Here is a 25074-nt window from a genome sequence, read left to right on the forward strand (position 1 = left end):
CGAGCCCCATTACTGATGGGCACCGGTCTTCGGGATCGGAATGGTTTCTACCCGGCAATCTAATGAGGTCGCCATGAACAGCGAAGAACAAACCCTGATCGATGGACTGTTTTCACGGCTGCAACAGGCCGAAAAGGATTCAGCCCCGCGCGACGTCCAGGCCGAGGCGCGGATCAAGGAACACCTGGCCAGCCAGCCAGCGGCGGGCTATTTCATGGCCCAGGCGATTCTGGTGCAGGAGGCCGCGATCAAGCGCCTCGATGAGCAGAACAAGCAACTCACCCAGCAAGTCGAGCAATTGCAGGCCGAGCTGCAACAGGCCCGCAAACAGACGTCGGCGCCAAGCGGCGGCGGAGGTTTCCTCTCGAGTATTTTCGGTGGCAGCCCGCGGGATTCACGCCCGGCGAGCGCGCCTGCCGCAAGCGGTGGTGGCTGGCGCGAACCGGCACAGCCGTCCTTCAATGCCCCGGCCCAACAGGGCTTTGGCGCCCCGCCCGGCAATTATGGCGCACCGCAGCAGCAGGCCCCGGCAGCGGGCAGCTTCCTGGGCGGCGCCCTGAAAACCGCGGCGGGCGTGGCCGGCGGCGTGATGCTGGCCCAAGGCATCAGCAGCCTGTTCCACAGCAACCAGCAACCGCAGGAAGTCGTTGAGGTCATCAAGGAAGAGCCGGCCCAACCGGTCAACGACACCGTCAACAACGGCGACAACGGCTGGGGCGATGACCAGCGCGTGGCCGATAACGACGCCTACGGCAACGACCAGGGCGGCTTCAGCGACGCGGACTACAGCGACGATTCATCGTCCTTCGGCGACGACGACTCCTTCGTCTGACCTGCCATTCGTCCGGGGCGCTCTGGCGCCTCGGGCCGATTATTCGCGGAACAATCCTTCGGGCTGGCATACTGGGCGACTTTTCGGCCCTGGTGGTCTGCGTGCATGTGCATCCAAGAGGAAACGCGGTGAAAAAAATTGCAGTGTTCGCCGATGTGCAGAACCTCTACTACACCGTGCGCCAGGCCTACGGTTGCCATTTCAACTACGCCGCGCTGTGGGCCGATGTCAGCAAACAGGGGCAGATCGTCGAGGCCTACGCCTACGCGATCGATCGCGGTGACAGCAAGCAGCAGCAATTCCAGCAGATCCTGCGCAACCTGGGCTTCATCGTGAAGCTCAAGCCCTACATCCAGCGCAGCGACGGCTCGGCCAAGGGTGACTGGGACGTGGGCATCACGCTGGATATCATGGACGCTGCCGACCACGTCGATGAAGTGGTGCTGGCCTCCGGCGATGGCGATTTCGACATGTTGCTCGAGCGCATCATCCAAAAGCACGGCGTGCAAGCCGTGGCCTATGGCGTGCCGGGGTTGACTGCCAACTCGCTGATCCGCGCCGCCAGCCGCTACGTGCCTATCGAAGGCGCGTTGTTGCTCAAGAATTGATTTTCACGGAGTTCAAAAGGTTTGGAACGCATCGCAGTCATCGACTTTGAAACCACCGGAATCACCCCGAGCAGCAGTTGCCGGGCCACTGAAATCGCGGTGGTGATGCTCGAGCAAGGCCGGATCGTCGACCGCTACCAGAGCCTGATGAATGCCGGTGTACGGGTGCCGGCCTTCATCGAACAACTGACCGGCATCAGCAACGCCATGCTGCGCAGCGCCCCGTCGGCGGAAAAAGTGATGAACGAGGTCAACGAGTTCGTCGGCATCACGCCCCTGCTGGCGCACAACGCCGCGTTCGACCAGAAGTTCTGGGACTTCGAACTGGGGCGAATCAAGCGTACTCGCTTGCAGAATTTTGCCTGTTCACTGTTGCTGGCCCGGCGCCTGATGCCGGCTGCACCGAACCACAAGCTCGGCACGCTCAACACGTTCGCCGGCTTGCCCCACACAGGCCAGGCTCACCGGGCCATGGCCGACGCCGAAATGGCCGCCAATCTCACCGCGCACCTGGCTTCGCAGCTGCGGCAAAAGCATGGGCTGCGGGAGTTGTCCCATGATTTGCTGTGCAGTTTGCAGAAGGTGCCGGCGGCGAAGATCAATGAGCACCTCAAGCGGCATCGCGGGTTCTAAACACACCACAAAGCAACTGTGGGAGTGATGTGTCAGACAGACCGCTTTCGCGAGCAAGCTCGCTCCCACACCATATCCCGGCAACACATAGACCCTGTGCTCACTGAAGATCCAATGTGGGAGCGAGCTTGCTCGCGATTGCGGTGTGTCAGTCGACATTAATGTTGGCTGATCCAAAGCTATCGCGAGCAAGCTCGCTCCCACAGGGTTGGTCTGTGTTGAGCGGATTATTTGCTGTTACCTTCCAACTGCCCCAACGGCACGCGCTTTTCAATGGCGCTGGACAGCACGATAGAGGTCTTGCTGAAACCAAATTTGGCGATGCGGTTGATCAGCTCTTCCAGCTCGGGCATCGAACCGACCGCCGCTTGCATGATCACGCACGGGTCGCCGGTGACCCGATGGCACTCGGTCAGTTGTGGGATCTTGCACAGTTCGTCGTAGGTCTTCTGGTTGCCGTGCTGGTTCATTCGCAGTTCGATGACGCACTGCACCGGCAGACCGATCTTTGCCATGTCGACTTTGGCTTGGTAACCGGTGATGACGCCGCTGGCTTCCAGTTTGCTGACCCGTTCGGCCACGGCGGGGGCTGACAGGTTCACTTTGCGGGCCAGTTCAGCGTAGGACGCCCGACCGTTGTCCAACAAAGCGCTGAGCAGCATGCGGTCGTATTTATCCACGGTTTGGCTTCCTGTTGGCGTGACTTTCGAAAACGCGATTTATAGCGCTGATCTCCGTGTTTTGAAAAGTGTATGGCCTTGATAAACAGGTTTTGTAACTTATTTTCCGTCTATCGCCTTTCTAGAATAAAGCCTCTCATTGTCCTGACTTCGAGCTGAACATGCCTGGCCTACGCCGTTTCCCTCTGCCATTGATCGCTGCTTTTTTTGCCTTGTACGTCATCTGGGGTTCGACCTACCTGGTGATTCGTATCGGTGTGGAGCATTGGCCGCCGCTGTTGCTGGCCGGGATTCGTTTTGTGCTGGCCGGTTCGCTGATGTACGGCTTCCTGCGCTGGCGCGGGGCACCGGCGCCGACCTGGGCGCAATGGAAGGCCGGGGCCATCATTGGCGTGCTGTTGCTCAGTTTTGGTAACGGCGCGGTCAGTGTGGCCGAGCACACGGGCGTGGCGTCCGGGGTGGCGGCCTTGGCCGTGGCGACAGTGCCTTTGTTTACCTTGCTCTGTGGATATTTCTGGGGTGCGCGTAATACCCGTCTGGAATGGGCGGGGATTGTGCTGGGGTTGATCGGCATCGCCATGCTCAACCTCGGTTCCAACCTGCAGTCCAGCCCGTTGGGGGCGACCTTGCTGGTGTTCGCGGCGGCCTCTTGGGCCTTCGGTTCGGTGCTGAGTAAACACCTGCCTTTGCCGGCCGGGGCGATGGCCAGTGCCGTGGAAATGCTGGTGGGCGGTGTGGTGCTGTTGATCGGCAGCGTGGCCAGCGGCGAACACCTGGACAGCATGCCGCCGCTGGAAGGTTGGCTTGCCTTGGCTTACCTGACCTGCTTCGGCTCGATCGTTGCCTTCAATGCCTACATGTACCTGCTCAAGCATGTGCGCCCGGCGGCGGCCACCAGTTATGCCTACGTCAACCCAGCCGTGGCAGTGTTGCTGGGGATCGTGTTCGCGGGTGAAACCATTGGCGCTGAAGAAAGTGTGGCGATGCTGGTGATCATCAGTGCCGTGGTGTTGATCGGGTTGCCGCAGTGGCGCAAACCCAAGCCTGCGCCGGCCGCCGCCTGATTTAGGGTAAACTGCCGCGCATTGCACACCTTGCGCTGATTTTTCCTACGGTACTTCCATGACTTTCGCCACCCTTGGCCTGATCGAACCCTTGCTGCGCGCCCTCGAGACGCTCGGCTACCAGACCCCGACCCCGGTTCAGGCCCAAGCCATGCCGGCGGTGCTCGCCGGTCGCGACCTGATGGCCGCCGCCCAGACCGGTACCGGCAAGACCGCCGGTTTCGCGGTGCCGCTGTTGCAGTTGCTGACCACTGAGGGGCCGAAGGTCGCGGCCAACTCGGTGCGGGCGCTGATCCTGGTGCCGACCCGTGAGCTGGCTGAGCAGGTCCATGAAAGCGTGCGTCAGTACGCGCAAAACCTGCCGCTGAGCACCTACGCCGTGTATGGCGGTGTCAGCATCAACCCGCAGATGATGAAGTTGCGCAAAGGCGTCGACCTGTTGGTCGCCACGCCGGGGCGTCTGCTCGACTTGTTTCGCCAGAACGCGCTGAAGTTCAACCAGTTGCAGACCCTGGTGCTGGACGAAGCCGATCGCATGCTCGACCTGGGCTTCTCCGAGGAGCTGGCGAACATCTACAAGGCCCTGCCGAAGAAGCGCCAGACCCTGCTGTTCTCGGCGACCTTCTCCGACGCGATCCGCCTGCTGGCCGGGCAGATGCTCAACGATCCGCTGAGCATTGAAGTGAGCCCGCGCAACGTCGCCGCCAACACCGTCAAGCAATGGGTGGTGACGGTGGACAAGAAGCGCAAGCCGGAATTGTTCGTGCACCTGATGCGCAAGAACAAGTGGAAGCAGGTGCTGGTCTTTGCCAAGACCCGCAACGGCGTCGATGCGCTGGTGGAAAAACTCCAGGGCCTGGGCATCAACGCCGACGGCATCCACGGTGACAAGCCCCAGGCCACCCGCCAGCGCGCACTGGACCGCTTCAAGGCCAGCGAAGTGCAGATCCTGGTGGCGACCGATGTTGCCGCCCGTGGCTTGGATATCGAGGATTTGCCGTTGGTGGTGAACTTCGACCTGCCGATCGTCGCCGAGGACTACATCCACCGCATCGGCCGTACCGGTCGGGCGGGCTCGACCGGGGAAGCGATTTCCCTGGTCTGCGCCGACGAAGTGAACCTGCTGTCGGCCATCGAGATGCTGACGCGCCAGACGCTGACTCGCCAGATGGAACAGGATTTCGAGCCTGAGCATCGGGTACCGGACACCGATGCCAGCGGCCAGGTGATCAAGAAACCGAAAAAGCCGAAGAAACCGAAAACCTCCGGTGGTGGCGGCAAGCGCAACCTGGGCAAGTGGGTGGACAGCGGCGACGCCTCGCCTGTGGAACCTTCGGTCAAGCCTGTGCGCAAAGTGCCGGTGTTCAATACTGGGCCGCGTAAGCGTAAGCCTTGATGATCTGCTGCGCCTGATACACCGCTATCGCGAGCAAGCTCGCTCCCACAGGAGATCTGTGGTGGACACCGGATCTGTGAACACCTGAAAACCACTGTGGGAGCGAGCTTGCTCGCGATGGGAGCGCCTCAAGCTTGTAACCACTCCAGCATCCCCAAGCCCGCCGCGCGACCGCTGGCAAAGCACGCCGTGAGCAGGTAGCCGCCGGTCGGTGCTTCCCAGTCGAGCATTTCTCCTGCGCAGAAAACGCCGGGCAATTGCTTGAGCATCAGGCGTTCATCCAGGGCCTCGAAGCTCACGCCACCAGCGCTGCTGATAGCTTCGTCCAAAGGGCGGGTCTTCACCAGGGTGACTGGCAGGCCCTTGATCGCCTGGGCCAGCCGCGCCGGGTCAGTGAAACATTCGGCCGGCGTGAGCTCGCGCAACAGCGCAGCCTTGACGCCGTCGATCCCCAGCTGGCTGTGCAAGTGCTTGGCCATCGAGCGAGAGCCGCGTGGCTTGCTCAGGGCTTGCTGGACCTTATCCACAGGCCGGCCCGGCAGCAGGTCCAGATGGATCGTCGCACTGCCGTGTTGGTTGATGGCTTCGCGAACCGGCGCCGACAGGGCGTAGACCAGGCTGCCTTCGAGGCCAGTGGCGGTGATCACGCATTCGCCGAGGCGCGGTACATCGTCGTTCAAGCCAATGGCGATATTTTTCAGCGGGGCACCAGCGAATTTGCTGATCATCAGGTCGCTCCAGGCCTCTACCTCGAACCCGCAGTTGCTCGGTTGCAATGGCGCCAGGGTCACGCCGCGTTGTTCCAGCGCCAGCATCCAGGCGCCGTCCGAGCCCAGGCGCGACCAACTGCCTCCGCCCAGCGCCAGCAGGGTCGCGTCGGGGCGTAGCGTTTTCTCACCTTCCGGGCTCGCTATGCGCAAGCTGCCATCAGGGTTCCAGCCGAGCCAGCGGTGGCGTGTGTGGATCGTCACGCCGGCATCGCGCAGGCGCTTGAGCCAGGCGCGCAGCAGCGGGGCGGCTTTCATGTCGGTGGGAAATACCCGCCCGGAACTGCCGACAAAGGTGTCGATACCCAGGCCATGAATCCATTCGCACAGTTCGTTTGCGCCAAATGCCCGCAGCAGCGGGGCGATATTCGCCGCGCGTTCGCCGTAGCGGGACAGGAAGGCCGGGAAGGCTTCGGAGTGGGTGATGTTCATGCCGCCCACGCCGGCCAGCAGGAATTTGCGGCCCACCGATGGCATGCCGTCGTACAGGTCGACCTGAAGGCCCGCCTGGCTCAACACCTCGGCCGCCATCAGGCCGGCGGGGCCGCCGCCGATGATGGCGACGTTTGGACTGGAAGGCTTGGAAGCTTGAGTCATGGCGAGCGATGTCTGGCGGATCGGGGCGGGCATTCTATCAGCTCGGTCCACTGGCCGAGGGGCATGGCGTGTGTGTCTACAACTTGAAAGTGTCGACCACACTCCTGAGTCGTCCGACTTCAAAATCCAGTTCTCCACACGCCTTGAGGGTCGAGCACAAATTGTCGGTGGCATGGCGATTCAACTGACTGATCTCATGAACATCCCGAGTAAGCTGGTCAACAGCACTGGTTTGCTCCTCGGTTGCAGCGGCGACCGTCAGGCACATCTCATCGATCTCGATGATGCGTGACACCACGGTCAGCAGGCTGTCCCCGGCCTCGGTCGCCACCCGTACACTTTGGCTGCCGATTTCATGGCTGCGCAGCATGGTCTTGGCCGCCTGGGTAGCCCCCTCCTGCAGTGCTTCGATCACCGCGCGGATTTCTTCGGTCGCTGTCTGGGTGTGGTGGGCAAGGCTTCTGACTTCGTCCGCCACCACGGCAAACCCGCGCCCGGCCGCTCCGGCCCGGGCTGCCTCGATGGCCGCGTTCAAGGCCAGCAGGTTGGTTTTTCCGGAGATCGTCGAGATGACCTCCAGCACCTTGCCGATATTGGTGCTTTTGGCGTTGAGTTCTTCGATCTGTGCGCGGGTTTCTTCGATGTTTTCTTGCAGGCAACTCATGGCATTGACCGTGTTCTCGACGAGCATGCAGCTCGAATCGATCTGCGCCCTGGCGCTCGAGGCGCCTCTGGACGCCGCCGAGGCACTCGAGGCGATTTCTTGCGCCGACGCCCCAAGCTCCTCAATGGCCGCCGCCACGTTGCTGGTAAAGCCGGATTGGTGTTCCGACTTCCCAACCGAAGAGTTGGAGGCCGTCAGGACCTTGCTGGTGGCCTCTTTCAGGGAGTTCGTCGTCGATGAGACTTCGGTGATGGAGGCATGGATCCGGTCGCCGAAGCGATTGAAACTCACGGCCAATTGGCCGAATTCATCATTGGACAGGATCGACAAGCGTCGGGTCAGGTCACCGTCGCCCTGGGCGATATCTTCCATCGCGTGACTGATAAGGCGCAGGGGTTTCATCAACACGCGAATAAGTAGCCCGAGCAGCAGCAGGGTGGCCATGCCGGCAACGATTGTCGTGATGATCGCCGAACTGCGGAACGCAGCAAGACTGGCCATGGCAGCCTGTTTGTCCAGGACGATGCCGATGTACCAGTCTTTCATCGGCAAACCCTTGATCGCAGAGAACAGTGTGAATTTCACGCCATCGACCGTAGTGGCTTCCACCAATCGATCATTGAGCGTCGGGGTATTGCCCGGAAACAGATCGGACAGTGTCTTGCCGATCAGCGCCTTGTCGGGGTGAACCAGTATTTTACCTTCCTTGCTCACCACAAAGGCGTATCCATTGCCCTCGAAGGCTTGCGCGTTGAGCGTCTGGGAAATCGTCTCGATGTTCAGACTGGCGCCCAGGACGCCGAGCGTCTGCTGCCCGGCGTGGATGGCGACCGCCTGGGTGATAATCGGGTAGTCGATCCCGGCCCCTACGTAGGGTTCGGTCATCGCCACGCCATGGTCTGCGGCGTCTATGTACCATTGCCGTTTCCTGCTGTCGTAATCGGCTGGCATCTGCCGCGGGGGATGGATCTGGAACCCACCGTCACGGGTACCCGCATAACCTGCGATAAATTGGCTCATGAGCACTTGGCTTTGCAACTTGTCGAGTATGTTTTGCGGCGAAGGATCGTCGCCGATGAGTTCGGCAAATCCCCTCAGCAGAATCATTCGTCCGTCCAGCCAGCTCTGGATATCATGTGCCATCGCTGCCGAGAGGGCGCGGGTGTGTTCCTCGATTTTTTTTACGTTGTCGTCACGCAACCGAACATCATTCAATACGGTGAATGTGCAAAACACCGTCATGATAAGCAACGAAGCAATCAGTAGTATCTTCTGGTTAAACCTGAGACTTTTCATTGCACTTTCTCTGAATAAGGATCGGTTGCGCAGGGACAAAGGTCGCCGTCAGCGGATTACCAAAGTGCCAATGTGTAACTCACGATCAGACGAGTTTCGTCCAGGTCATTGCCGAAGTTCGAACGAACCGTAGCGTTTCTGAGTTTGACCCCGAGGTTTTTTAGCGAACCGCTTTGGATCACGTAACCGATATCCGTATCGCGCTCCCACTCTTTGCCCGTGTTACTGCCCCCGACCAACGCGTTGTCACCCTGGACATAGCGACTCATGAACGTCAGCCCGGGAATGCCCATTGCCGCGAAGTTGTAGTCATAACGCAGCTGCCAGGAGCGTTCCTGAGTGTTGGCAAAGTCATTGATCTGGACAAAGTTGACCAGGTACGGGTCGCTATTGGCAATGTACGGGAAGGGATCGTCACCGCTCATGTGTTGATAGGCGGCGGTGAACACGTTGGCGCCCAGGGTGTAGGAGACCAGTCCGTTCGCTGCGCGGTTATCGAGCGGGCGGAAGTTACCGTCATCGGTACTTTTCGAATAACGTAGATCGAACTTCAGCGACTGCTGCGTGGCAAGGGGAATTTCATAGACGACACCGCCAAAGAACTGCCGGTAGACATTTTCCAGATTGCCGTAGAACAGACTTGTGCTAAGGGCTTTGTTGAAACTGTAGGTACCACCGGCAAAGCGGAAGTCATCACTGACACCGCCGATGCGGTTGCCCGTGAAGTCCTGATAGTCCGAGGAACTGTTGAACTTGATTTGCTCCAGCTTGCCACCTTGCAGGACTAACTTATCAATGTCTTTGGAGGTCAGTAGCGCGCCTTCGAAAGTGGAGGGCAGCAGGCGTGTGTCATTGCTCGATACCACGGGCGTACGGAAGGCGAGTGAGCCAGCCTTTAGAACCGTTTCCGACACCTTCGCCTTGGCCGTCAACTCAAGTTTGGAATATTCGTCCTGTGAGCCGCGGCCGTTTTTCGAACTGAGATCAGCCGGCAACAGGCCCGTGCCACCGGAACCATCACCGCCGTCAAGCTTGAGACCGAGCATGCCAACGGCGTCGATGCCCAGGCCCACGGTGCCGGCGGTATAGCCTGACTCGAACCGCAACATGGCTCCCTGGGCCCATTCTTTTGCCGCGTCCCGCTGGGCCGTCGGAGGGCCGTTGCGAAAGTCACGATTGAAGTAGAAGTTACGCAGTTCAATACTGGCCTTACTGTCGGCAATAAAATCTGCAGATGCCGTGAATGGGAAAATCAACGCGCAAGTACCCGCAATAGCGAAAGCCTTATTGATTGACATGCTCTTTATGCTCCAGATAACGGCAGATTTATTTGTTGAGTTTTATCGTTGTTTTGATTGCAAAGTTACATCTACAGTTTTCTGCGGGCAGCACGCGGCAACCGGGTTATTACCCCGTTGCGCGTACTGACTGCGAAAAGAAAAGTTTTAAATCAGTTAGCTGTTTTGATGCGGCCAATGACGGAGCCGGCTTCAAAGTAGTCGCCTGCCTGTTTGGCGATCTGCACCTGGCCTTCACACGGTGCGAGGACCGAGGTTTCCATTTTCATGGCTTCTACCACCGCGATCACTTGCCCAGCGCTCACCGACTCGCCGTCTTTGACGAGCCAGGTATGCAGATTACCCGCCACGGGCGTCAGTACCGCCTGCGGATCAGTGGCCTCGGATGGGGCCGTGCTTTCGCTGGCGGTACCCGCTGCGTTCAAGCTGACGCCTCGCAGCAGCGCAGCCGGAAGGCCCAGCTCATGGCGCTTGCCGTCGATCTCGACAAACGTGCGCAGGATGCCAGGGTCGGCCGATACAGCGGTACGTGGGGCGAGCGTGATCTGTTCGGCGAAATCGGTCTCGATCCAGCGTGTGTGCACGGCGAATTTATCGGCACCGGTGAAGTCGTCATGGTCCATCACGGCCCGGTGGAACGGCAGCACCGAGGCAATGCCTTCAATGTTGAATTCAGCCAAGGCGCGCCGGGCGCGGACGATGGCCTGTTCGCGGGTGGCACCGGTGACGATCAGCTTGGCCATCATCGAGTCGAAGGTGCTGGGCACTCGCGAGCCGCTTATCACGCCGCTGTCCAGGCGAACGCCCGGGCCAGATGGCGGCAGGAAATCGGTGATCTGACCGGGGGTGGGCAGGAAGCCCTTGCCTGGGTCTTCCGCGTTGATGCGAAATTCGAAGCTGTGGCCACGCGGGGGCGGCGTCTCACTGAAGGACAACGGGAAACCGTCGGCGATCCGCAGTTGTTCGATCACCAGATCCACCCCAGTGGTCTCTTCGGTCACCGGGTGCTCGACCTGCAAGCGGGTATTGACCTCGAGGAACGACAGGGTGCCATCCTGGCTGAGCAGGAACTCCACCGTGCCGGCACCGACGTAGCCGGCTTTGGCGCAGATATCCTGAGCGGATTGATGAATACGCTGGCGCTGTTCGTCGCTGATAAAGGGCGCTGGCGCCTCCTCCACCAGCTTCTGATTGCGCCGCTGCAAGGAGCAGTCACGTGTGCCGACGACGACGACCTTGCCGTGTTTGTCGGCGAGGATCTGCGCTTCGATGTGCCGAGGACGGTCGAGGAACTGTTCGACGTAGCATTCGCCACGACCAAAGGCCGCTTGCGCTTCGCGCACGGCGGAGGCGAACAGTTCAGCCACTTCATCCATGCGCCAGGCGACTTTCATGCCGCGTCCACCGCCGCCAAAGGCAGCCTTGATGGCAATTGGCAGGCCGTGCTGTTCGGCAAAGGCCAATACTTCGGCGGCGCTTTCGACCGGGCCAGGCGTACCGGCTACCAGAGGCGCCCCGACCAGTTGGGCAATTTTTCGCGCCTCGACTTTGTCGCCGAGCACGTCGATGGTCTGCGGGTTGGGACCGATCCAGATTAGCCCTGCGTCGATCACCGCCCGGGCGAAGTCGGCCCGTTCAGACAGAAAACCATAGCCGGGGTGCACGGCATCGGCGCCGCTGCGTTTGGCGACGGCGAGCAGTTTGCCGATATCCAGGTAGGTCTCGGCCGGGCGCTGGCCATTGAGTGAGTAGGCTTCGTCGGCCTGGCGCACGTGCAGGGCGTCGATGTCCGCGTCGGCATAGACCGCGACAGACTGCACGCCGTAGTCGCGGCAGGCGCGGGCGATGCGGACGGCAATTTCACCACGGTTGGCAATCAGTAATTTTTTCATGGAAGTTTTTTCACATCGGCAGTTGAAGAAGCTTGCGTAACGGGTTGAATCTCTTTGAAGCCGTCCACAGGGTTGAAGCGAATCTGCGCATTGATAGGGATCTGGCCAGCCAGGTCGAGATGGTAGTGGGCAACTGCGCCGATCACCGGATAGCCACCGGTCAACGGGTGATCGGCGAGAAACAGAACCGGTTGGCCACTGGCCGGAACCTGAATGGCGCCGACGCAGGTGCCTTCGCTGGGCAACTCATGGTGGTTGCTGCGCGCAAGCGGCATTTCACCGGCCAGACGAATACCGACGCGGTTGGACTGTGGGGTGACGCGCCAGAGCTGGCTGCTCAGACGCTGGATAGCGTCTTCGGTAAACCAGTCGGTACGCGGTCCCATGACCACGTCAAGGGTGATGATGTTGGTAGTAGTAGGCAATTCAAAGGCCGGGGCTTCGTTCAGCGATACGCTGGTTCCCGTTGTCAGTGTTGTAAAACCCAATAGGTCGCCGACGGCGAGCGCCGGGGGGCCGACCTGGGCCAGGGTGTCTGTGGACAGGCTGCCTAATACCGGAGCGATATCAAAGCCGCCGCGAATCGCCAGGTAGCTGCGCAGCCCCGCGAGGGGGGCCCCCAGGCTGACGCGGTCACCCGCGTCCAGCTCGATGGGCTGGTAGTGACTTGCCTGCCATTGCAGGCCACTGGCGTTGGTGATTGTGACTGGGGTTTTCGCACCAGTGACAGCGATCACGGCACGGCCATGGCAAACGAAGCTCAGGCCGCCGAGTACCGATTCCACACAGGCCATGTCCGAGCGGTTGCCGACCGCGCGGTTGGCTGCCCGCAGCGCGCCCTGGTCCAGCGCGCCGGAACAGGATACGCCTTGGCCGGTCTGGCCGGGACGGCCCATATCCTGCAGTACGCTGTGCAAACCGGGGGTGATGATTTCCAGATAGGCACCGCTGGGCGCGGCGGCGCTTGCCGGTACCGTGGGGGCGGGCAGGCCTCCCGCCGGGAGCGGGCCGGCATCGGTGAACCGCACTTTATAGCCTGGACGCAGCAAGGCCGATTCAGTGCGGTTCAGGTCCCACATCTGCAAAGGCGTGACGCCGATGATCTGCCACCCACCGGGGCTGGCTTGCGGATAAACACCGCTGAATTCCCCCGCCAGGGCAACCGCACCTGCGGGTATGCGGGTGCGTGGAGTTTGTCGGCGAGGCACCTGGAAACCGGCACCGCCAGTGAGGTAGGCGAAGCCCGGCGCAAATCCGCAGAAGGCCACGCTGTAGTCATGGGCGGTGTGGCGTTGGACCACTTCGGCGCGGCTGATCCCCAGCAGTGTGGCGACCTCGTCAAGGTCTTCACCATTGTAATGGACGGGAATTTCCACCCGGCGATGCTCGATCTCGCGGCGCTGGCTCAGGTCCTGGCCAGCGATACGATTGACGAGCGCCTGCTGGGCAATGGCGCTGGGGCGAAACTGGATCAGCAGCGTTCGTGCGGCAGGAATGATCTCCTCCACGCCAGCAATAGGTTCGGCCATCAGGGCGTCGAACAACGCCAGGGTCTCGTCCAGGTCTTTCAATTCGACGAGCAGGGCGTCCAGGTTGACGGGTAGAAAACGCACAGGAAACTCCTAGACGTGATAGGTGCTGTCAGGCACATCGGTGATGAACATATGGCCGGGCGCATGGGTAATGGCGAAGGGCACGCCCGAGGCCACGACCGCTGCCTGGGGCGTTACACCGCAGGCCCAGAACACCGGGATCTCACCGGGTTCGATGCGTACGGCGTCGCCGAAGTCGGGTCGACTCAGGTCCTGGATCCCGAGCAGCGCCGGTTCGCCGATGTGCTGAGGGATAGCGCCCGGAGATACCGCTCGCCTCGGCCACGCGATCGGCTGGAATCGGTCGCATCGATACCACCATTTCACCCTGCAGACGTCCCGCCGGACGGCAGGCACGGTTGGTCCGGTACATCGGTACGTTGCAACCATCAGTGATATGCCGCACTTCAATGCCGGCCTCTTGCAGGGCCGTTTCAAAGGTAAAGCTGCAGCCGATCAAGAAGGCCACCATGTCGTCGTGTTCGGCCCAGGCCTGAGTGGCGTCGCTGACTTCCTCCACCAGTTTCCCATCACGCCAGATGCGGTACAGGGGGATATCGGTGCGCAGGTCGGCCCCTTCAGCCAGCAGCGTACCTGGGCTACCGGCGTCGCTGACGTCAAGGATCGGGCAGGCTTTTGGATTGCGCTGGGCATACAGTAGAAAATCGTATGCCCAGGCGCGCGGCAAGGCGATCAGGTTGGCCTGGGTCATGCCCGGCGCGATACCTGCCGTGGGGGTGACCAGGCCGCCACGGTAGGCGGTGCGTGCTTGGCGGGCAGCGGCGATGGCCGCCTGGCGGGCGAGATCAAGAGCGTTCATGGGCGTCCTCCGGCAAAGGGCAGCAAGGACATGTTGGCCTGTTCCAGTACGCGGCGCAGCTCGCGGGCCATTTCCACCGCTGCCGGGCTGTCGCCATGGACACAGATCGAGTCGGCCTGGATTCTGGTCAGGCTGCCATCGATCGCTTCGATGGTGCCGTCTTCAACGAGGCGCAGCATACGTTGGGCGACGAGCTTGGGATCGTGCAGCACGGCGCCTGGTTCGCGGCGAGAGACGAGGGTGCCCTGTGGCGTATAGGCACGGTCAGCGAACGCTTCGGCGATACACTGCAACCCCTCGTTACGGGCCAGTTCAATCAGGCTTGAACCTGCCAGGGCAACCAATATGAGGTTGGAGTCGATCGTGCGGATGGCTTCGATCACGGCCAGCGCCTGGCGGCGATCGTGAGCAATGGTGTTGTACAAGGCGCCATGGGGCTTCACATAGCGCACGCAGGTGCCGGCGGCCTTGGCCAGGCCTTGCAGCGCGCCGATCTGGTAGATCACGTCGGCAGTCAGCTCATCGCTGGCCACGTCCATGTTTCGTCGGCCAAAGCCCACTTTGTCCGGGTAAGCGACATGGGCACCAATGGTGACATTTTTTGCCGCCGCCGCTTTCAGTGTCCGCAGGATGCCGGCAGGGTCTCCGGCGTGAAAACCGCAGGCGACATTGGCGCTGGTCACGACATCGAGCATCGCGGCATCGTCGCCCATGTGCCAGGCGCCAAAGCTTTCACCCAGGTCGCTGTTGATATCTATCGTTGGCATTCACGTGACTCCTTGTTCGTTATCGGGCTCAGGCGACGTTGAGGAAGGCGAAGATCGGCCCAACGGATTTGATTGCCATGTACCAGGTCAGCAGGCAGGTCAGGGCGCCAAGTACCAGCAGCCAACGTGGGTAATGGTAACCGCCCATGAGGTCGGACCGGCGCCAGCCGACATAGATAAAGATGCTCAGGCCGATTGGCAGTATCAGGCCGTTGAAACCGCCCGCGAAGAGCAACAGTGCGGCAGGAGCAGTCCCCATCAGGACAAAGATCAGCAGCGACAGGGTGATGAATACGGTGGTGGCGCGGTTGCGAGCCTGCTCAGTGATGTCCGGCTTGAACACGGTGATAAAGGAAATGGAGGTGTAAGCGGCGCCGATCACGCTGGTGATACTGGCGGCCCAGAGGATGAGACCGAAGACGCGCAGGCCGAACTGCCCGGCTGCCGCCTGGAAGGCTTGTGCGGCCGGATTGGCGCCCTGGCCCGAGGTGTCGATGACGACGCCGCTGGCAACAACGCCGAGGATGGCGAGAAACAGGATGTAGCGCATGAGGCCGGTGACCAGGATGCCGCCCAGGGCTGCTTTGGTCACTGCCTGGAGATTTTCTACCCCGGTAGTACCGCGGTCCAGCAGTTTGTGGGCCCCTGCATAGGTGATGTAACCACCGACCGTGCCGCCGACAATGGTCGTAATGGTGGCGAAATTGATCTGGTCCGGAAGTACGGTCTGGTAGAGGGCTTCACCCAGTGGCGGGTTAGAGGCAAAGGCCACGAACAGCGTCAGGGCAATCATCACCAGGCCCAGCACGACGATCAGCCGGTCGACGGCCAATCCGGCGCGGTGGGAGAGGAAGATGCCGATGGCCAGCAGGGCGCTGAGACCGCCGCCCCATTTTGCATCAAGCCCCATCAGCGCGTTCAGGCCCAGCCCGGCACCGGCGATGTTGCCGACGTTGAACACCAGCCCGCCGAAGATCACCAGAACCGCCAGCAGGTAGCCACTGCCTGGAATCGCTTTGTTGGCCACGTCTGCGGCACGCATTCGGGTCAGGGTGACGATACGCCAGACGTTAAGTTGAACCACGAAGTCGATCAGAATCGAGGCCAGGATACCGAACGCAAATGCCGCACCCATCTTGGCCGTGAACGTGGCGGTCTGGGTGATGAAGCCAGGGCCGATGGCGGACGTCGCCATCATGAAAATTGCGGCGATCAGGGAAGCGCGTCGCGTCTTTGTAAAATCTTGAGCGGTCTGTGTCACGGCTGTCTGTGTCACGGCATCAATTCCTACGGTGGGAGATATTTTTTATTGAGCAACGAGCGTGCCAGGACTCAAACATCCGTCTAGAAGTGTTGATCTATAGTGTCTCGATTGTTCAACAATCAATTTGCTGTGAGGCTACAATTTGCACCAAATTGTAACCTTGTCACTCGTGGGTGTTACTTAATGATGCAGGCAACACCCTTGCTCCTTGCCATGGGCTGGGCTCTCATGGAACATCAAAGTGACTTCCTCATATTCTGGATTGCACATGAACGACGTTTCACCTTCCCTTCCTCGCTCGCTGGGAGAATCCATTACCCAGGAGATCCGCAGAATGCTGGTCGAAGGTGAGTTGGTGCCGGGCCAGCGGCTGTCCGAAGCGGCCCTGGCCGACAACCTGCAGATTTCACGCAACACCTTGAGGGAAGCGTTCAGGGTCCTGACGCGGGAGGGGTTGCTCAAGCATGAACCCAATCGAGGGGTGACCGTGGCGGAGCCGGATATGGCCTCGATCATTGACATCTATCGCGTGCGCCGTTTTATCGAATGCAAGGCCATCGCGCAGGGTTATCCGCTGCACCCGGGAACACTGCATATGCGCGAAGCCGTGGAAGCGGGCATGCGAGCGCGTGAGGCCAAGGATTGGATCGCAGTCGGCACCGCGAACATGATGTTCCACAAGGCGATCGTCGAACTCGCCGACAGCCCGCGCCTGGTGGTGTTCTACGGGCAGATATCGGCCGAGCTGCGGTTGGCCTTCGGCCTGCTCAATGATCCCGAATTCCTGCATATGCCCTATGTCGACATGAACGTTTCAATCCTGCGCTGTATCGAAGAAAGGCGACTCGAGGAAGCCACCCAGATGCTCGAAGCCTATCTGGTGCAATCGGAGCGCACTGTTCTGGCAGCCTACGAACGCTGCATGAACCGATAGCGCCAGGCGAGCGCTTCGCAAGCAAAGCCACACCTATCGTTTTTTCCGCTCAGGCACTCACACCCACCTTATAGTTCCGGGTATCGATGGGTGATTTCCCGGGGCGGCCGCGTGGCACTGGGCAGGCCAAGTCGCCGTTGGTCTTCGCGAGCCAACTCAGCGCCCATGCAACGTTCGATATGCGCGCGGTCGTGGGCCAGGTTTTCAGCGCTGATTGAGTGACGGATCTTGCCTGCGATGTAGACTCAGGGGGCATGGAGGAGAGTGAAGATGGAGCCGATACTGGAACTGGAAAGCGCGCGGCTGCTGTTGCGGCAGTGGCGCGATGATGACTTGCCGGAATTTGCCGCCATGTGCGCAGACCCGCAGGTGATGCGTTATTTCCCGGCGCGCCTGAGCCGCCTGGAAAGCGCTGCCCTGATCGGTCGCGTGCGGGGACATTTCGCCGAGCATGGTTTTGGTTTGTGGGCCCTGGAACGCAAGGACACTGGCGCCTTCATTGGCTTCACCGGGCTGGGTGTGGTCGGGTTCGATGCGCCTTTCACTCCGGCCATCGAGATCGGTTGGCGCCTGGCCCGGGAGCACTGGGGCCTGGGGTATGCCAGCGAAGCGGCGTGGACCGCCCTGCGTTGTGCCTTCGACCAATTGACGCTGGACGAAGTGGTGGCGTTCACCGCCGTCGACAACCTGCCATCGCAAAAGGTCATGCAGGCCATTGGCATGCAGCACGAGCCGGCCGACGACTTCGAACACCCGACACTCGCCGTCGGTCATCCGTTGCGTCACCATGTGCTCTATCGCATCAATCGTGAGCAGTGGTTGCAGACCCTGCACGGTTAGCCGACACGGACGTTTACAATGCCCGCCAAAATGGCCCGGGCTACTATCGATCCGCCGCAGCAGCATAGACTGCGCGGTTTTTGCGCTGTGTGAGGAAAGTCTGAATGAGCCACGTGTTGGAAGATCTGGTCGACCTGCTGACCCTGGAACCGATCGAAGAGAACCTGTTTCGCGGACGTAGCCAGGACCTGGGGTTTCGCCAGTTGTTCGGCGGCCAGGTACTGGGCCAGTCGTTGTCGGCGGCTAGCCAGACCGTGGAAGAGGCGCGCCATGTGCATTCGATGCACGGTTATTTCCTGCGTCCAGGCGACGCTGCGCTGCCGGTGGTCTACCAGGTGGACCGGGTGCGTGACGGTGGCAGCTTCAGCACCCGCCGGGTGACGGCGATCCAGAAGGGCAACCCGATTTTTACCTGCAGCGCGTCGTTCCAGTATGACGAAGAGGGCTTTGAGCACCAGAGCAGCATGCCGCAAGTCGTCGGGCCGGAGAACCTGCCGTCCGAGCTGGAGCTGACCCAGCAGCGCGCGCACCTGCTGCCCGAGCACATGCGCGAAAAACTGCTGTGCCCCAAGCCGATCGAGGTGCGCCCGGTCACCGAAAAAGACCCTTACAACCCGCAACCGGCCGACCCGGTCAAATACGTGTGGTTCCGTGCCGATGGCGCCCTGGCGGATTCGCCGGCCTTGCACAAATACCTGCTGGCCTACGCGTCGGACTTCGGCCTGTTGACCACTTCGCTGCTGCCCCACGGTAAATCGGTGTGGCACAAAGATATGCAGGTCGCCAGCCTCGATCACGCCTTGTGGTTCCATGCTGACCTGCGCGCCGATGACTGGTTGCTCTACGCCATGGACAGCCCGTGGGCCGGCAATTCCCGTGGGTTCTCCCGTGGCAGCGTGTTCAACCGCGCCGGGCAACTGGTGGCGTCTGTCACCCAGGAAGGCCTGATTCGCCATCGCAAGGACTGGGCATGAGCCTGGCCGAGGTCCGTCACTGGGTGTTCGACATGGATGGCACGCTGACGATCGCCGTGCATGACTTCGCGGCGATCCGCGTGGCCCTGGCGATTCCGGCCGAAGACGACATCCTGACCCACCTGGCCGCGTTGCCGGCGGAGGAGGCCGCGGCCAAGCATGCCTGGCTGCTGGAGCACGAACGGGACCTGGCATTGGGCTCCAAGCCCGCGCCAGGGGCGGTTGAACTGGTGCGCGAGCTGGCCGGGCGCGGTTATCGCCTGGGCATCCTCACCCGCAACGCCCGCGAGCTGGCCCACGTCACCCTGGAGGCCATCGGCCTGGCGGACTGTTTCGCGGTGGAGGATGTGCTGGGCCGCGACGAAGCACCGCCCAAGCCCCACCCCGGTGGCCTGTTGAAGTTGGCCGAGGCCTGGAACGTGGCGCCCGAGGCGATGGTGATGGTGGGCGATTACCGTTTTGACCTGGACTGCGGGCGTGCGGCGGGCACTCGGACGGTGCTGGTGAACCTGCCGGACAATCCATGGCCGGAGCTGACGGATTGGCATGCGCGCGATTGTGGGGAGTTGCGGCGGATGCTGTTGGCTTGAGCGCTGGGTTGACTGATCGATCGCTATCGCGAGCAAGCTCGCTCCCACAGTGAATTTGTGTCGAGCACAGATTTTGTAATCGACAGAGAACCCCTGTGGGAGCGAGCTTGCTCGCGATAGGTCCCTGTCATTCGCTACAAAACTCACTGACCAAACAACACCTTCAGCCCCTCAGGCGAAGTCAACATCCCATCCCCGTTATGCCCCACCCCCGGCACTTCGATCAGCCGCTGGTTCAACCCCTCGGGATGACGCCGGGTCAGGTAGTCGAAAAAGAAATGCCCGCGCAGTAACCGATACGGCCCCTGGGTTTGTGCTTCGCAGCCTTTATCCAGCGCAGGATGTTCCGGGTCGGTGTCTTGTTGTCCGAGCAGATAGACGATGTCGCGCTTGACGTAGTTATCTTCCAGTTGCGCGGGTGTTTGCCCCGCCGCGTAGGCTGGCAAGTTCTGCAGGCCGTATTTCCAGCGGTTGAAGCCAGGGCAACTGGCAGGGTCGAACGCCATGGGCCGTTGCGCATCGAAGTAGGCATAGGACGACGGGTTGGCGATGACAAAGCGTGGGCGGATCCGGTATTGGCCGTGGGCGAGCAGGGCATAGCGCTGCACGACCTGGGCGCCGCCGGAATGGCCGGCGATGACGATCTCTTTCACTTCGGGAAACTGCTGCCGGTCACTGACTCGCGCAACGATGTCGTCGAGTACCTGGAACGAACTGACTGGATTGGGCCCTGTGGATAAGCCACCTGCCATCCAGTCGTTACCTTGCCAGCGCAGGAGGTCATTGGGCAATTGATGGCGCGCCACGTCCTGTTCGTTGAGAAACTGCGGGGCGATGATCAGGGTGGAGCCCAGTTGCCCGGCCTGCCCGGCAGCCTTTTCCGCGCTGTGCAGGTAGGTGTCGGCATTGCGCAGCCGACCGTGGAGGATGATCAGCACGCGCTGGATGGATGTCGGCGGTGGGCTTACGCCGACGGCCATGGCGCCGCCCTTGAACTGCAATCGCCCTTGGGCGACCACGTTGACGCCGTGTTCCTCGGCCTGGGCAACGGCGCAGCACAGCACCAGCCCGATCAACGCCCCCCACTTCATCTACAGGGTTTTCGCCGCGAACGTGTCGCACTGGCTGACCTGGCCCTGGGCGAACCCGGTCTTGAACCAGCGCACGCGCTGTGCCGAAGTACCGTGGGTGAAGGAGTCCGGCACCACGCGGCCCTGGCCTTGTTGCTGCAAGCGGTCATCGCCGATGGCATTGGCGGCGGTCAAGGCTTCTTCGATGTCTCCCGGCTCCAGCCAGTTCAGGCGTTTTTGCGCATGGTTGGCCCACACACCCGCCAGGCAATCGGCCTGCAACTCCTGGCGTACCAACAAGCCGCCATCGCCCTCCATCTGCCGGCCTTGCTGGCGCGCTTCCTGGATTTTCGCCGACACGCCGAGCAGCGTCTGCACATGGTGTCCGACTTCATGGGCAATGACGTAGGCCTGGGCGAAGTCCCCGGCGGCAGCGAAGCGTTGGGACATTTCCTTGAAGAAGCTCATGTCCAGATAGACTTGCCGGTCTGCCGGGCAATAGAACGGACCGGTCGCCGACGAGGCAAGGCCGCAGGCCGAGTTGACCCGACCGCTGAACAACACCAGTTTGGGTTGCTGGTATTGGCGCCCGGCCTGCTGGAACACCTGGCCCCAGGTGTCTTCGGTATCGCCGAGGATCGAGCGCACGAACTCGGCCTGTTCATCGTTGGCCGGCGGTGCCTGGCGGGTTTGTGAAGTGGCGGGGGCGGACTGGTCCATCTGCCCGGCCAGTTGCCCGAGAATCTGCATCGGGTCCTGACCGGTGATCCAGCCGATGCCGACGATCAGGAGGACGGCCGTCAGGCTCAACCCCTTGCCGCCGCCGAAACGCATTCCGCCGCCGCCCCCACCGTCACCGCGAGCGTCCACCACGTTGTCACTGCGGCGACCTTTTTTCCATAACATGTGGGCGTTCCTCTGATTGGCCGGGGTGTCACTGTACTGCCGTTGCGGTGAGTCTAGCTTTTGGGGCGTCAGGATGCGCGTGATGCCTGAGCTTTCAGGCAACCGGCGCGGGGTTTGGTTCATCAGGGCATGCATGAATGGCGCACCGGTTCCAGAATTTGCATTACACTTTGCATATTTTAGAATCGACGAATTTATCTTTGGATCGCTCATGGCCGGCAGTCAAATCGAACGGGTTTTCAATGTGCTGGAAAGCCTCGCCAGCGACCCTCGCGGCTGGCCGCTACTAGGCTTGGCCGAACAGTTGCAGATTCCCAAGAGCGCCACCCACCGTTTGCTCGCCGAACTGATGCGCCTGGGCTATGTGCGCCAGAATCCCGAGAATCTGCGTTATCACTTGTCGACGCGCCTGGTCGCCATGGGCTTTCGTTATCTGTCGCGAAGCGGTGCCGACATCGTCCAGCCAGTGCTCGATCGCCTGGCACAGGAAACGGGTGAACTGGTGCGCCTGGGTGTCATCGAAGGGGCGTGCCAGACCTGGATCGCCAAGTCTCAGGGGGCCCGTTCCGGCTTGCGCTACGACCCGGACATGGGGCGTGAGACGCCGTTGTCCTATACCGCATCGGGCCATGCCTGGCTGGCTTGCATGAGTGACGCCGAGGCGTTGGCGCTGGTGGCGCGCCAGGCCGTGCAAGTGCCGGCGGACGCCGGGCCAAACGCACCACGCAGCCCGGCTGAACTGCTCCAGTATCTGCACCAGGCCCGCGAACAAGGCTATGCCTGTGTCGAGGAAAGCTCGGCGATCGGCACGTCGGCCATTGCCGCCGTGGTCCGTCATCCATTGGATGGCCGGGTCATCGGTGTGTTGAGTGTTGCCGGCCCCAGCGCACGGATGACGCGGGCACGGTTGCATGAGCTGGCACCGACCTTGCTGGCGTTTGCCGAGGAGTTGTCGCAAGCCAGTCAGGCCTCGGAGTTGTTCAGCTGAATGCGGTCTCATCCGTCACAGGCAAGCCTTGCTCCCTACATCACGCAACGCAGGATTCCTACATGACCGTCAGCACTCCGCTTTCCGGCGTCAATCAGGCTTTCAAGGGCATCCTGCTTATTCTGGTGGCGACGTTTCTGTTCTCCAGTCATGACGCCTTGTCGAAATATCTCTCGGGTTTCTACCCGATCATCATGGTGGTCTGGGCACGTTACGTGGTGCACACGTTGTTGATGGCCGGTATTTTCCTGCCCCGCTCGGGGCTGCGGGTCCTGCGGACCAAGCGTCCTTTGTGGCAACTGGCCCGGGCGCTGTGCCTGCTGGGCACCAGCCTGTTCTTCACCACGGCGCTGTTGTACATCCCGCTGGCCGAGGCGACGGCGGTCAACTTTCTCGCGCCGGTGCTGGTCACCGCGTTGTCGGTGCCATTGCTGGGCGAACACGTGACACGCGGCCAATGGATCGCGGTGATCTTCGGCTTTATCGGGGTTTTGATCATCGTCCATCCCGGCGGCGATCTGTTCACCCCGGCGGTGATATTGCCGTTCTGTTCGGCGCTGTTCTTCTGTTTCTATCAACTGCTCACGCGCAAGCTCAGCGAGATCGACAGCCCGACCACCAGCAACTTCTTCGCCGGCCTGTGCAACACCTTGGTGATGAGCGCGCTGGTGCCGTTCTTCTGGCAAGTGCCGAGCCTGTTGCACGGTGCGATGATGCTGGCGCTGGGCGCCTGCGGGATGACGGCGCACCTGATGCTGACCCAGGCCTTCCGCTTTGCCGCCCCGGCGCTACTCGCGCCGTTCGGATACTGCCAGATCGTGTTTGCCGGGCTGCTGGGCTGGTTGTTGTTCAACCACACGCCGACGCTGACCACCGTGGTGGGCATCACCTTGATCTGCTTGAGTGGGTTGGCGGCGGCGTGGCAACAGCGGCGGGCGTAATCACTGGCTATACCCGGACCCTGTGGCGAGGGAGCTTGCTCCCGCTGGGTTGCGAAGCAGCCCTCGCTCTTTAGCGATTGCTGCGCAATCGAGCGGGAGCAAGCTCCCTCGCCACAGGTGAATCGCTGTCCGTTAGCGTGTGGGCAGTCAGTTTTCCAGCGTAGGCACCTTGCGCGGTGCCATGAAATACAGCCAGGTCAGGGCAATGAAGTACATCGCCGGGATCAGGGTGAACAGCACGGTGTAGTTGTTGTTGGTGATCGTGAGGATGTGGCCCACCAGTTGAGTCATGAACATCCCGCCGATGGCCGCGCACATGCCGCCGAAGCCGAACACCGTGCTCATCATGTGCTTGGGCGTGTAGTCCATGACCAGGCTCCAGATGTTGGCGGTCCAGGCCTGGTGCGCGCCGATGGCCAGGGAAATGGCGAACACCGCCATCCACAGGCTGCTGGAACCCGCGGCCATGATCACACCGATGATGCAGCAGGCGAACAGCAGCATGGACACCAGTCGCGCCTTGATCGGATTGAGGCCACGGCCGATCAGGAACGAAGACAGGATGCCGCCGCCCACGCTGCCGAAGTCGGCGGTGAGGTAGATGATGATCAGCGGGATGCCCATCTGGGTCACGTTGATGCCCAGGTTGTACTGCTGGTTCAGGAACGGCGGCAACCAATAGAGGTAGAACCAGAACACCGGGGCGGTGATCGAGTAGGCCAGGGCGAACGCCCAGGTGCCGCGCATGCGCAGGATGCGTGAGAACGGCACGCGGACCTGGTCCGGTTCGTCCTGGGCCTGGATGTAGTCCAGTTCCGACTGTTTGACGGTGGGATGGTCTTCGGGGTTGAAGTATTTCAGGCCCCAGAACAGCAGCCAGATCCCGCCGAGGGCGGCCATGCACAGGAACGCAGCCTGCCAGCCCCACACGTGCAGGACCAGCGGCAGCAGCATCGGGGTGAACATCGCGCCGACGTTGGTCCCGGCGTTGAAGATACCGGTGGCCACGGCCCGTTCGCCCGCCGGGAACCACAGCCGTGTGGTCTTCACGCAGGCCGGGTAGTTGGCGGCTTCGGTGAGGCCGAGGATGAAGCGGCAGACCATGAAGCCCACCGCCGAGGTGGCCAGGCCGTGGGCGCCGGTCGCCAGGCTCCAGAGCAGCACGGCGCAGAAGAACACGCGCTTGACGCCGATCCGGTCGATCAGCCGCCCTTGCAACACGAAGCCGACGGCATAACCGACCTGGAACCAGAAGTTGATGTTGGCGTAATCCATCGCCGTCCAGTTCATTTCCTTGGCCAGGATCGGCTGCATGACGCCCAGGGCGGCGCGGTCGATGTAGTTCAGGGTCGTGGCGAAAAACACCAGGGCGAGCATGCCCCAACGGGTCTTGCCCACGGCCATGGCGCCGCGGATCTTGTCACCGATGCTGCCGGTGGAGACTCCCAGGGCGGGGGCCAGGCGGGAACTTTGGGAAGGAATCATAACGTGTACCCGTTTTTGAAATTCTTATGGTTGGTCTGGGTCTGTCCATCGAGGTCGGCAGGGCCGGCATCAATGTGGGAGCGATGGTGCGCAGTGAGCAAAAAATCGTCAATTCAGCTATGGGCATTTTGTTCGATAATCGCCCAAAAAACTAACCGGATGGTACATATTAAATT

General features: G+C 61.4%; 22 protein-coding genes and 1 pseudogene. 11 read left to right on the plus strand and 12 right to left on the minus strand.

Features of this window, described 5'->3' with window-relative positions; genetic code table 11:
- Positions 1-73: 73 nt before the first annotated feature.
- The 3 genes from Q7F16_RS27035 to Q7F16_RS27045 all read left to right on the plus strand — a co-directional run bounded on the left by Q7F16_RS27035 (position 74) and on the right by Q7F16_RS27045 (position 2073).
- Positions 74-832 carry a DUF2076 domain-containing protein gene (locus Q7F16_RS27035; RefSeq protein WP_409557240.1) on the plus strand — a complete coding sequence of 253 codons (759 nt, stop codon included), beginning with the start codon at positions 74-76 and terminating at the stop codon, positions 830-832.
- A gap of 128 nt (positions 833-960) precedes the next feature.
- A complete protein-coding gene (locus tag Q7F16_RS27040; protein WP_013694260.1) occupies positions 961-1440 on the plus strand; it encodes a LabA-like NYN domain-containing protein in 480 nt (159 codons plus the stop codon).
- Between the two features lie 21 nt (positions 1441-1461).
- Positions 1462-2073 carry a 3'-5' exonuclease gene (locus tag Q7F16_RS27045; protein ID WP_003205836.1) on the plus strand — a complete coding sequence of 204 codons (612 nt, stop codon included), beginning with the start codon at positions 1462-1464 and terminating at the stop codon, positions 2071-2073.
- Between the two features lie 227 nt (positions 2074-2300).
- On the opposite strand, the gene Q7F16_RS27050 is transcribed toward Q7F16_RS27045, so the two are convergent.
- Complete coding sequence (locus tag Q7F16_RS27050) at positions 2301-2753, minus strand: Lrp/AsnC family transcriptional regulator (RefSeq protein WP_409557241.1); 453 nt, start codon at positions 2751-2753, stop codon at positions 2301-2303.
- Positions 2754-2914: 161 nt separating this feature from the next.
- Between Q7F16_RS27050 and yedA the strand changes: the two genes are divergently transcribed.
- Both yedA and Q7F16_RS27060 read left to right on the plus strand, forming a co-directional pair.
- Positions 2915-3817: a drug/metabolite exporter YedA gene (gene yedA, locus Q7F16_RS27055; protein ID WP_014340342.1), complete on the plus strand. Its 903-nt coding sequence runs from the start codon at positions 2915-2917 to the stop codon at positions 3815-3817.
- Positions 3818-3875: 58 nt separating this feature from the next.
- The gene (locus Q7F16_RS27060; protein ID WP_024618228.1) at positions 3876-5213 is read left to right on the plus strand and encodes a DEAD/DEAH box helicase; all 1338 of its coding nucleotides are present in this window, start codon (positions 3876-3878) and stop codon (positions 5211-5213) included.
- 128 nt (positions 5214-5341) lie between these two features.
- Here Q7F16_RS27060 and Q7F16_RS27065 read toward each other — a convergent pair whose 3' ends face one another.
- The 8 genes and pseudogenes from Q7F16_RS27065 to Q7F16_RS27100 form a co-directional block, all read right to left on the minus strand.
- On the minus strand, positions 5342-6577 hold the full coding sequence (locus Q7F16_RS27065) for a TIGR03862 family flavoprotein (protein WP_409557253.1): 1236 nt from the start codon (positions 6575-6577) through the stop codon (positions 5342-5344).
- 76 nt (positions 6578-6653) lie between these two features.
- A complete protein-coding gene (locus Q7F16_RS27070; protein ID WP_409557254.1) occupies positions 6654-8537 on the minus strand; it encodes a methyl-accepting chemotaxis protein in 1884 nt (627 codons plus the stop codon).
- Between the two features lie 56 nt (positions 8538-8593).
- Positions 8594-9835, minus strand: a complete 1242-nt coding sequence (locus tag Q7F16_RS27075) for an OprD family porin (protein ID WP_046065197.1) — start codon at positions 9833-9835, stop codon at positions 8594-8596.
- A gap of 152 nt (positions 9836-9987) precedes the next feature.
- Positions 9988-11727 carry an acetyl/propionyl/methylcrotonyl-CoA carboxylase subunit alpha gene (locus Q7F16_RS27080; protein ID WP_409557242.1) on the minus strand — a complete coding sequence of 580 codons (1740 nt, stop codon included), beginning with the start codon at positions 11725-11727 and terminating at the stop codon, positions 9988-9990.
- On the minus strand, positions 11724-13340 hold the full coding sequence (locus Q7F16_RS27085) for a 5-oxoprolinase/urea amidolyase family protein (protein WP_409557243.1): 1617 nt from the start codon (positions 13338-13340) through the stop codon (positions 11724-11726). The genes Q7F16_RS27080 and Q7F16_RS27085 overlap by 4 nt, the downstream gene beginning before the upstream one ends.
- 9 nt (positions 13341-13349) lie before the next feature.
- Positions 13350-14139 (minus strand): annotated as a pseudogene (locus Q7F16_RS27090) (putative hydro-lyase).
- Entirely contained in the window at positions 14136-14906 is a 771-nt protein-coding gene (locus tag Q7F16_RS27095) for a LamB/YcsF family protein (RefSeq protein ID WP_046065194.1), read from the minus strand. The pseudogene Q7F16_RS27090 and the gene Q7F16_RS27095 overlap by 4 nt, the downstream one beginning before the upstream one ends.
- A 28-nt stretch (positions 14907-14934) precedes the next feature.
- Positions 14935-16167, minus strand: coding sequence for an NRAMP family divalent metal transporter (locus tag Q7F16_RS27100; RefSeq protein WP_024618221.1), 1233 nt, complete (start codon positions 16165-16167; stop codon positions 14935-14937).
- A 271-nt stretch (positions 16168-16438) separates the two neighbouring features.
- On the opposite strand from Q7F16_RS27100, the gene Q7F16_RS27105 reads away from it, so the two are divergent.
- The 4 genes from Q7F16_RS27105 to Q7F16_RS27120 all read left to right on the plus strand — a co-directional run bounded on the left by Q7F16_RS27105 (position 16439) and on the right by Q7F16_RS27120 (position 19508).
- A complete protein-coding gene (locus tag Q7F16_RS27105) occupies positions 16439-17104 on the plus strand; it encodes a GntR family transcriptional regulator (RefSeq protein ID WP_409557244.1) in 666 nt (221 codons plus the stop codon).
- A gap of 270 nt (positions 17105-17374) precedes the next feature.
- Positions 17375-17944, plus strand: coding sequence for a GNAT family N-acetyltransferase (locus Q7F16_RS27110; RefSeq protein ID WP_079302711.1), 570 nt, complete (start codon positions 17375-17377; stop codon positions 17942-17944).
- A 104-nt stretch (positions 17945-18048) separates the two neighbouring features.
- Complete coding sequence (gene tesB / locus Q7F16_RS27115) at positions 18049-18918, plus strand: acyl-CoA thioesterase II (protein WP_003205823.1); 870 nt, start codon at positions 18049-18051, stop codon at positions 18916-18918.
- Positions 18915-19508 (plus strand): HAD family hydrolase, encoded by a 594-nt coding sequence (locus Q7F16_RS27120; RefSeq protein WP_046065193.1) that lies wholly within the window; start codon positions 18915-18917, stop codon positions 19506-19508. Before tesB ends, Q7F16_RS27120 begins: the two co-directional genes overlap by 4 nt.
- 143 nt (positions 19509-19651) lie before the next feature.
- On the opposite strand, the gene Q7F16_RS27125 is transcribed toward Q7F16_RS27120, so the two are convergent.
- Both Q7F16_RS27125 and ypfJ read right to left on the minus strand, forming a co-directional pair.
- Positions 19652-20599: an alpha/beta hydrolase gene (locus tag Q7F16_RS27125; protein WP_046065192.1), complete on the minus strand. Its 948-nt coding sequence runs from the start codon at positions 20597-20599 to the stop codon at positions 19652-19654.
- On the minus strand, positions 20600-21484 hold the full coding sequence (gene ypfJ / locus Q7F16_RS27130) for a KPN_02809 family neutral zinc metallopeptidase (protein WP_014340327.1): 885 nt from the start codon (positions 21482-21484) through the stop codon (positions 20600-20602). It lies immediately after the preceding gene.
- Positions 21485-21695: 211 nt separating this feature from the next.
- On the opposite strand from ypfJ, the gene Q7F16_RS27135 reads away from it, so the two are divergent.
- Entirely contained in the window at positions 21696-22472 is a 777-nt protein-coding gene (locus tag Q7F16_RS27135) for an IclR family transcriptional regulator (RefSeq protein ID WP_095963534.1), read from the plus strand.
- A 62-nt stretch (positions 22473-22534) separates the two neighbouring features.
- The gene (locus Q7F16_RS27140) at positions 22535-23413 is read left to right on the plus strand and encodes a DMT family transporter (RefSeq protein ID WP_003205814.1); all 879 of its coding nucleotides are present in this window, start codon (positions 22535-22537) and stop codon (positions 23411-23413) included.
- 147 nt (positions 23414-23560) lie between these two features.
- Here the strand turns inward: Q7F16_RS27140 and Q7F16_RS27145 are convergent, their stop codons facing one another.
- On the minus strand, positions 23561-24898 hold the full coding sequence (locus tag Q7F16_RS27145; protein WP_046065190.1) for an MFS transporter: 1338 nt from the start codon (positions 24896-24898) through the stop codon (positions 23561-23563).
- Positions 24899-25074: the final 176 nt, after the last annotated feature.

The organism is Pseudomonas sp. Lb2C2 (assembly GCF_052112205.1).
In the GTDB taxonomy this organism is placed as follows: domain Bacteria; phylum Pseudomonadota; class Gammaproteobacteria; order Pseudomonadales; family Pseudomonadaceae; genus Aquipseudomonas; species Aquipseudomonas kilonensis.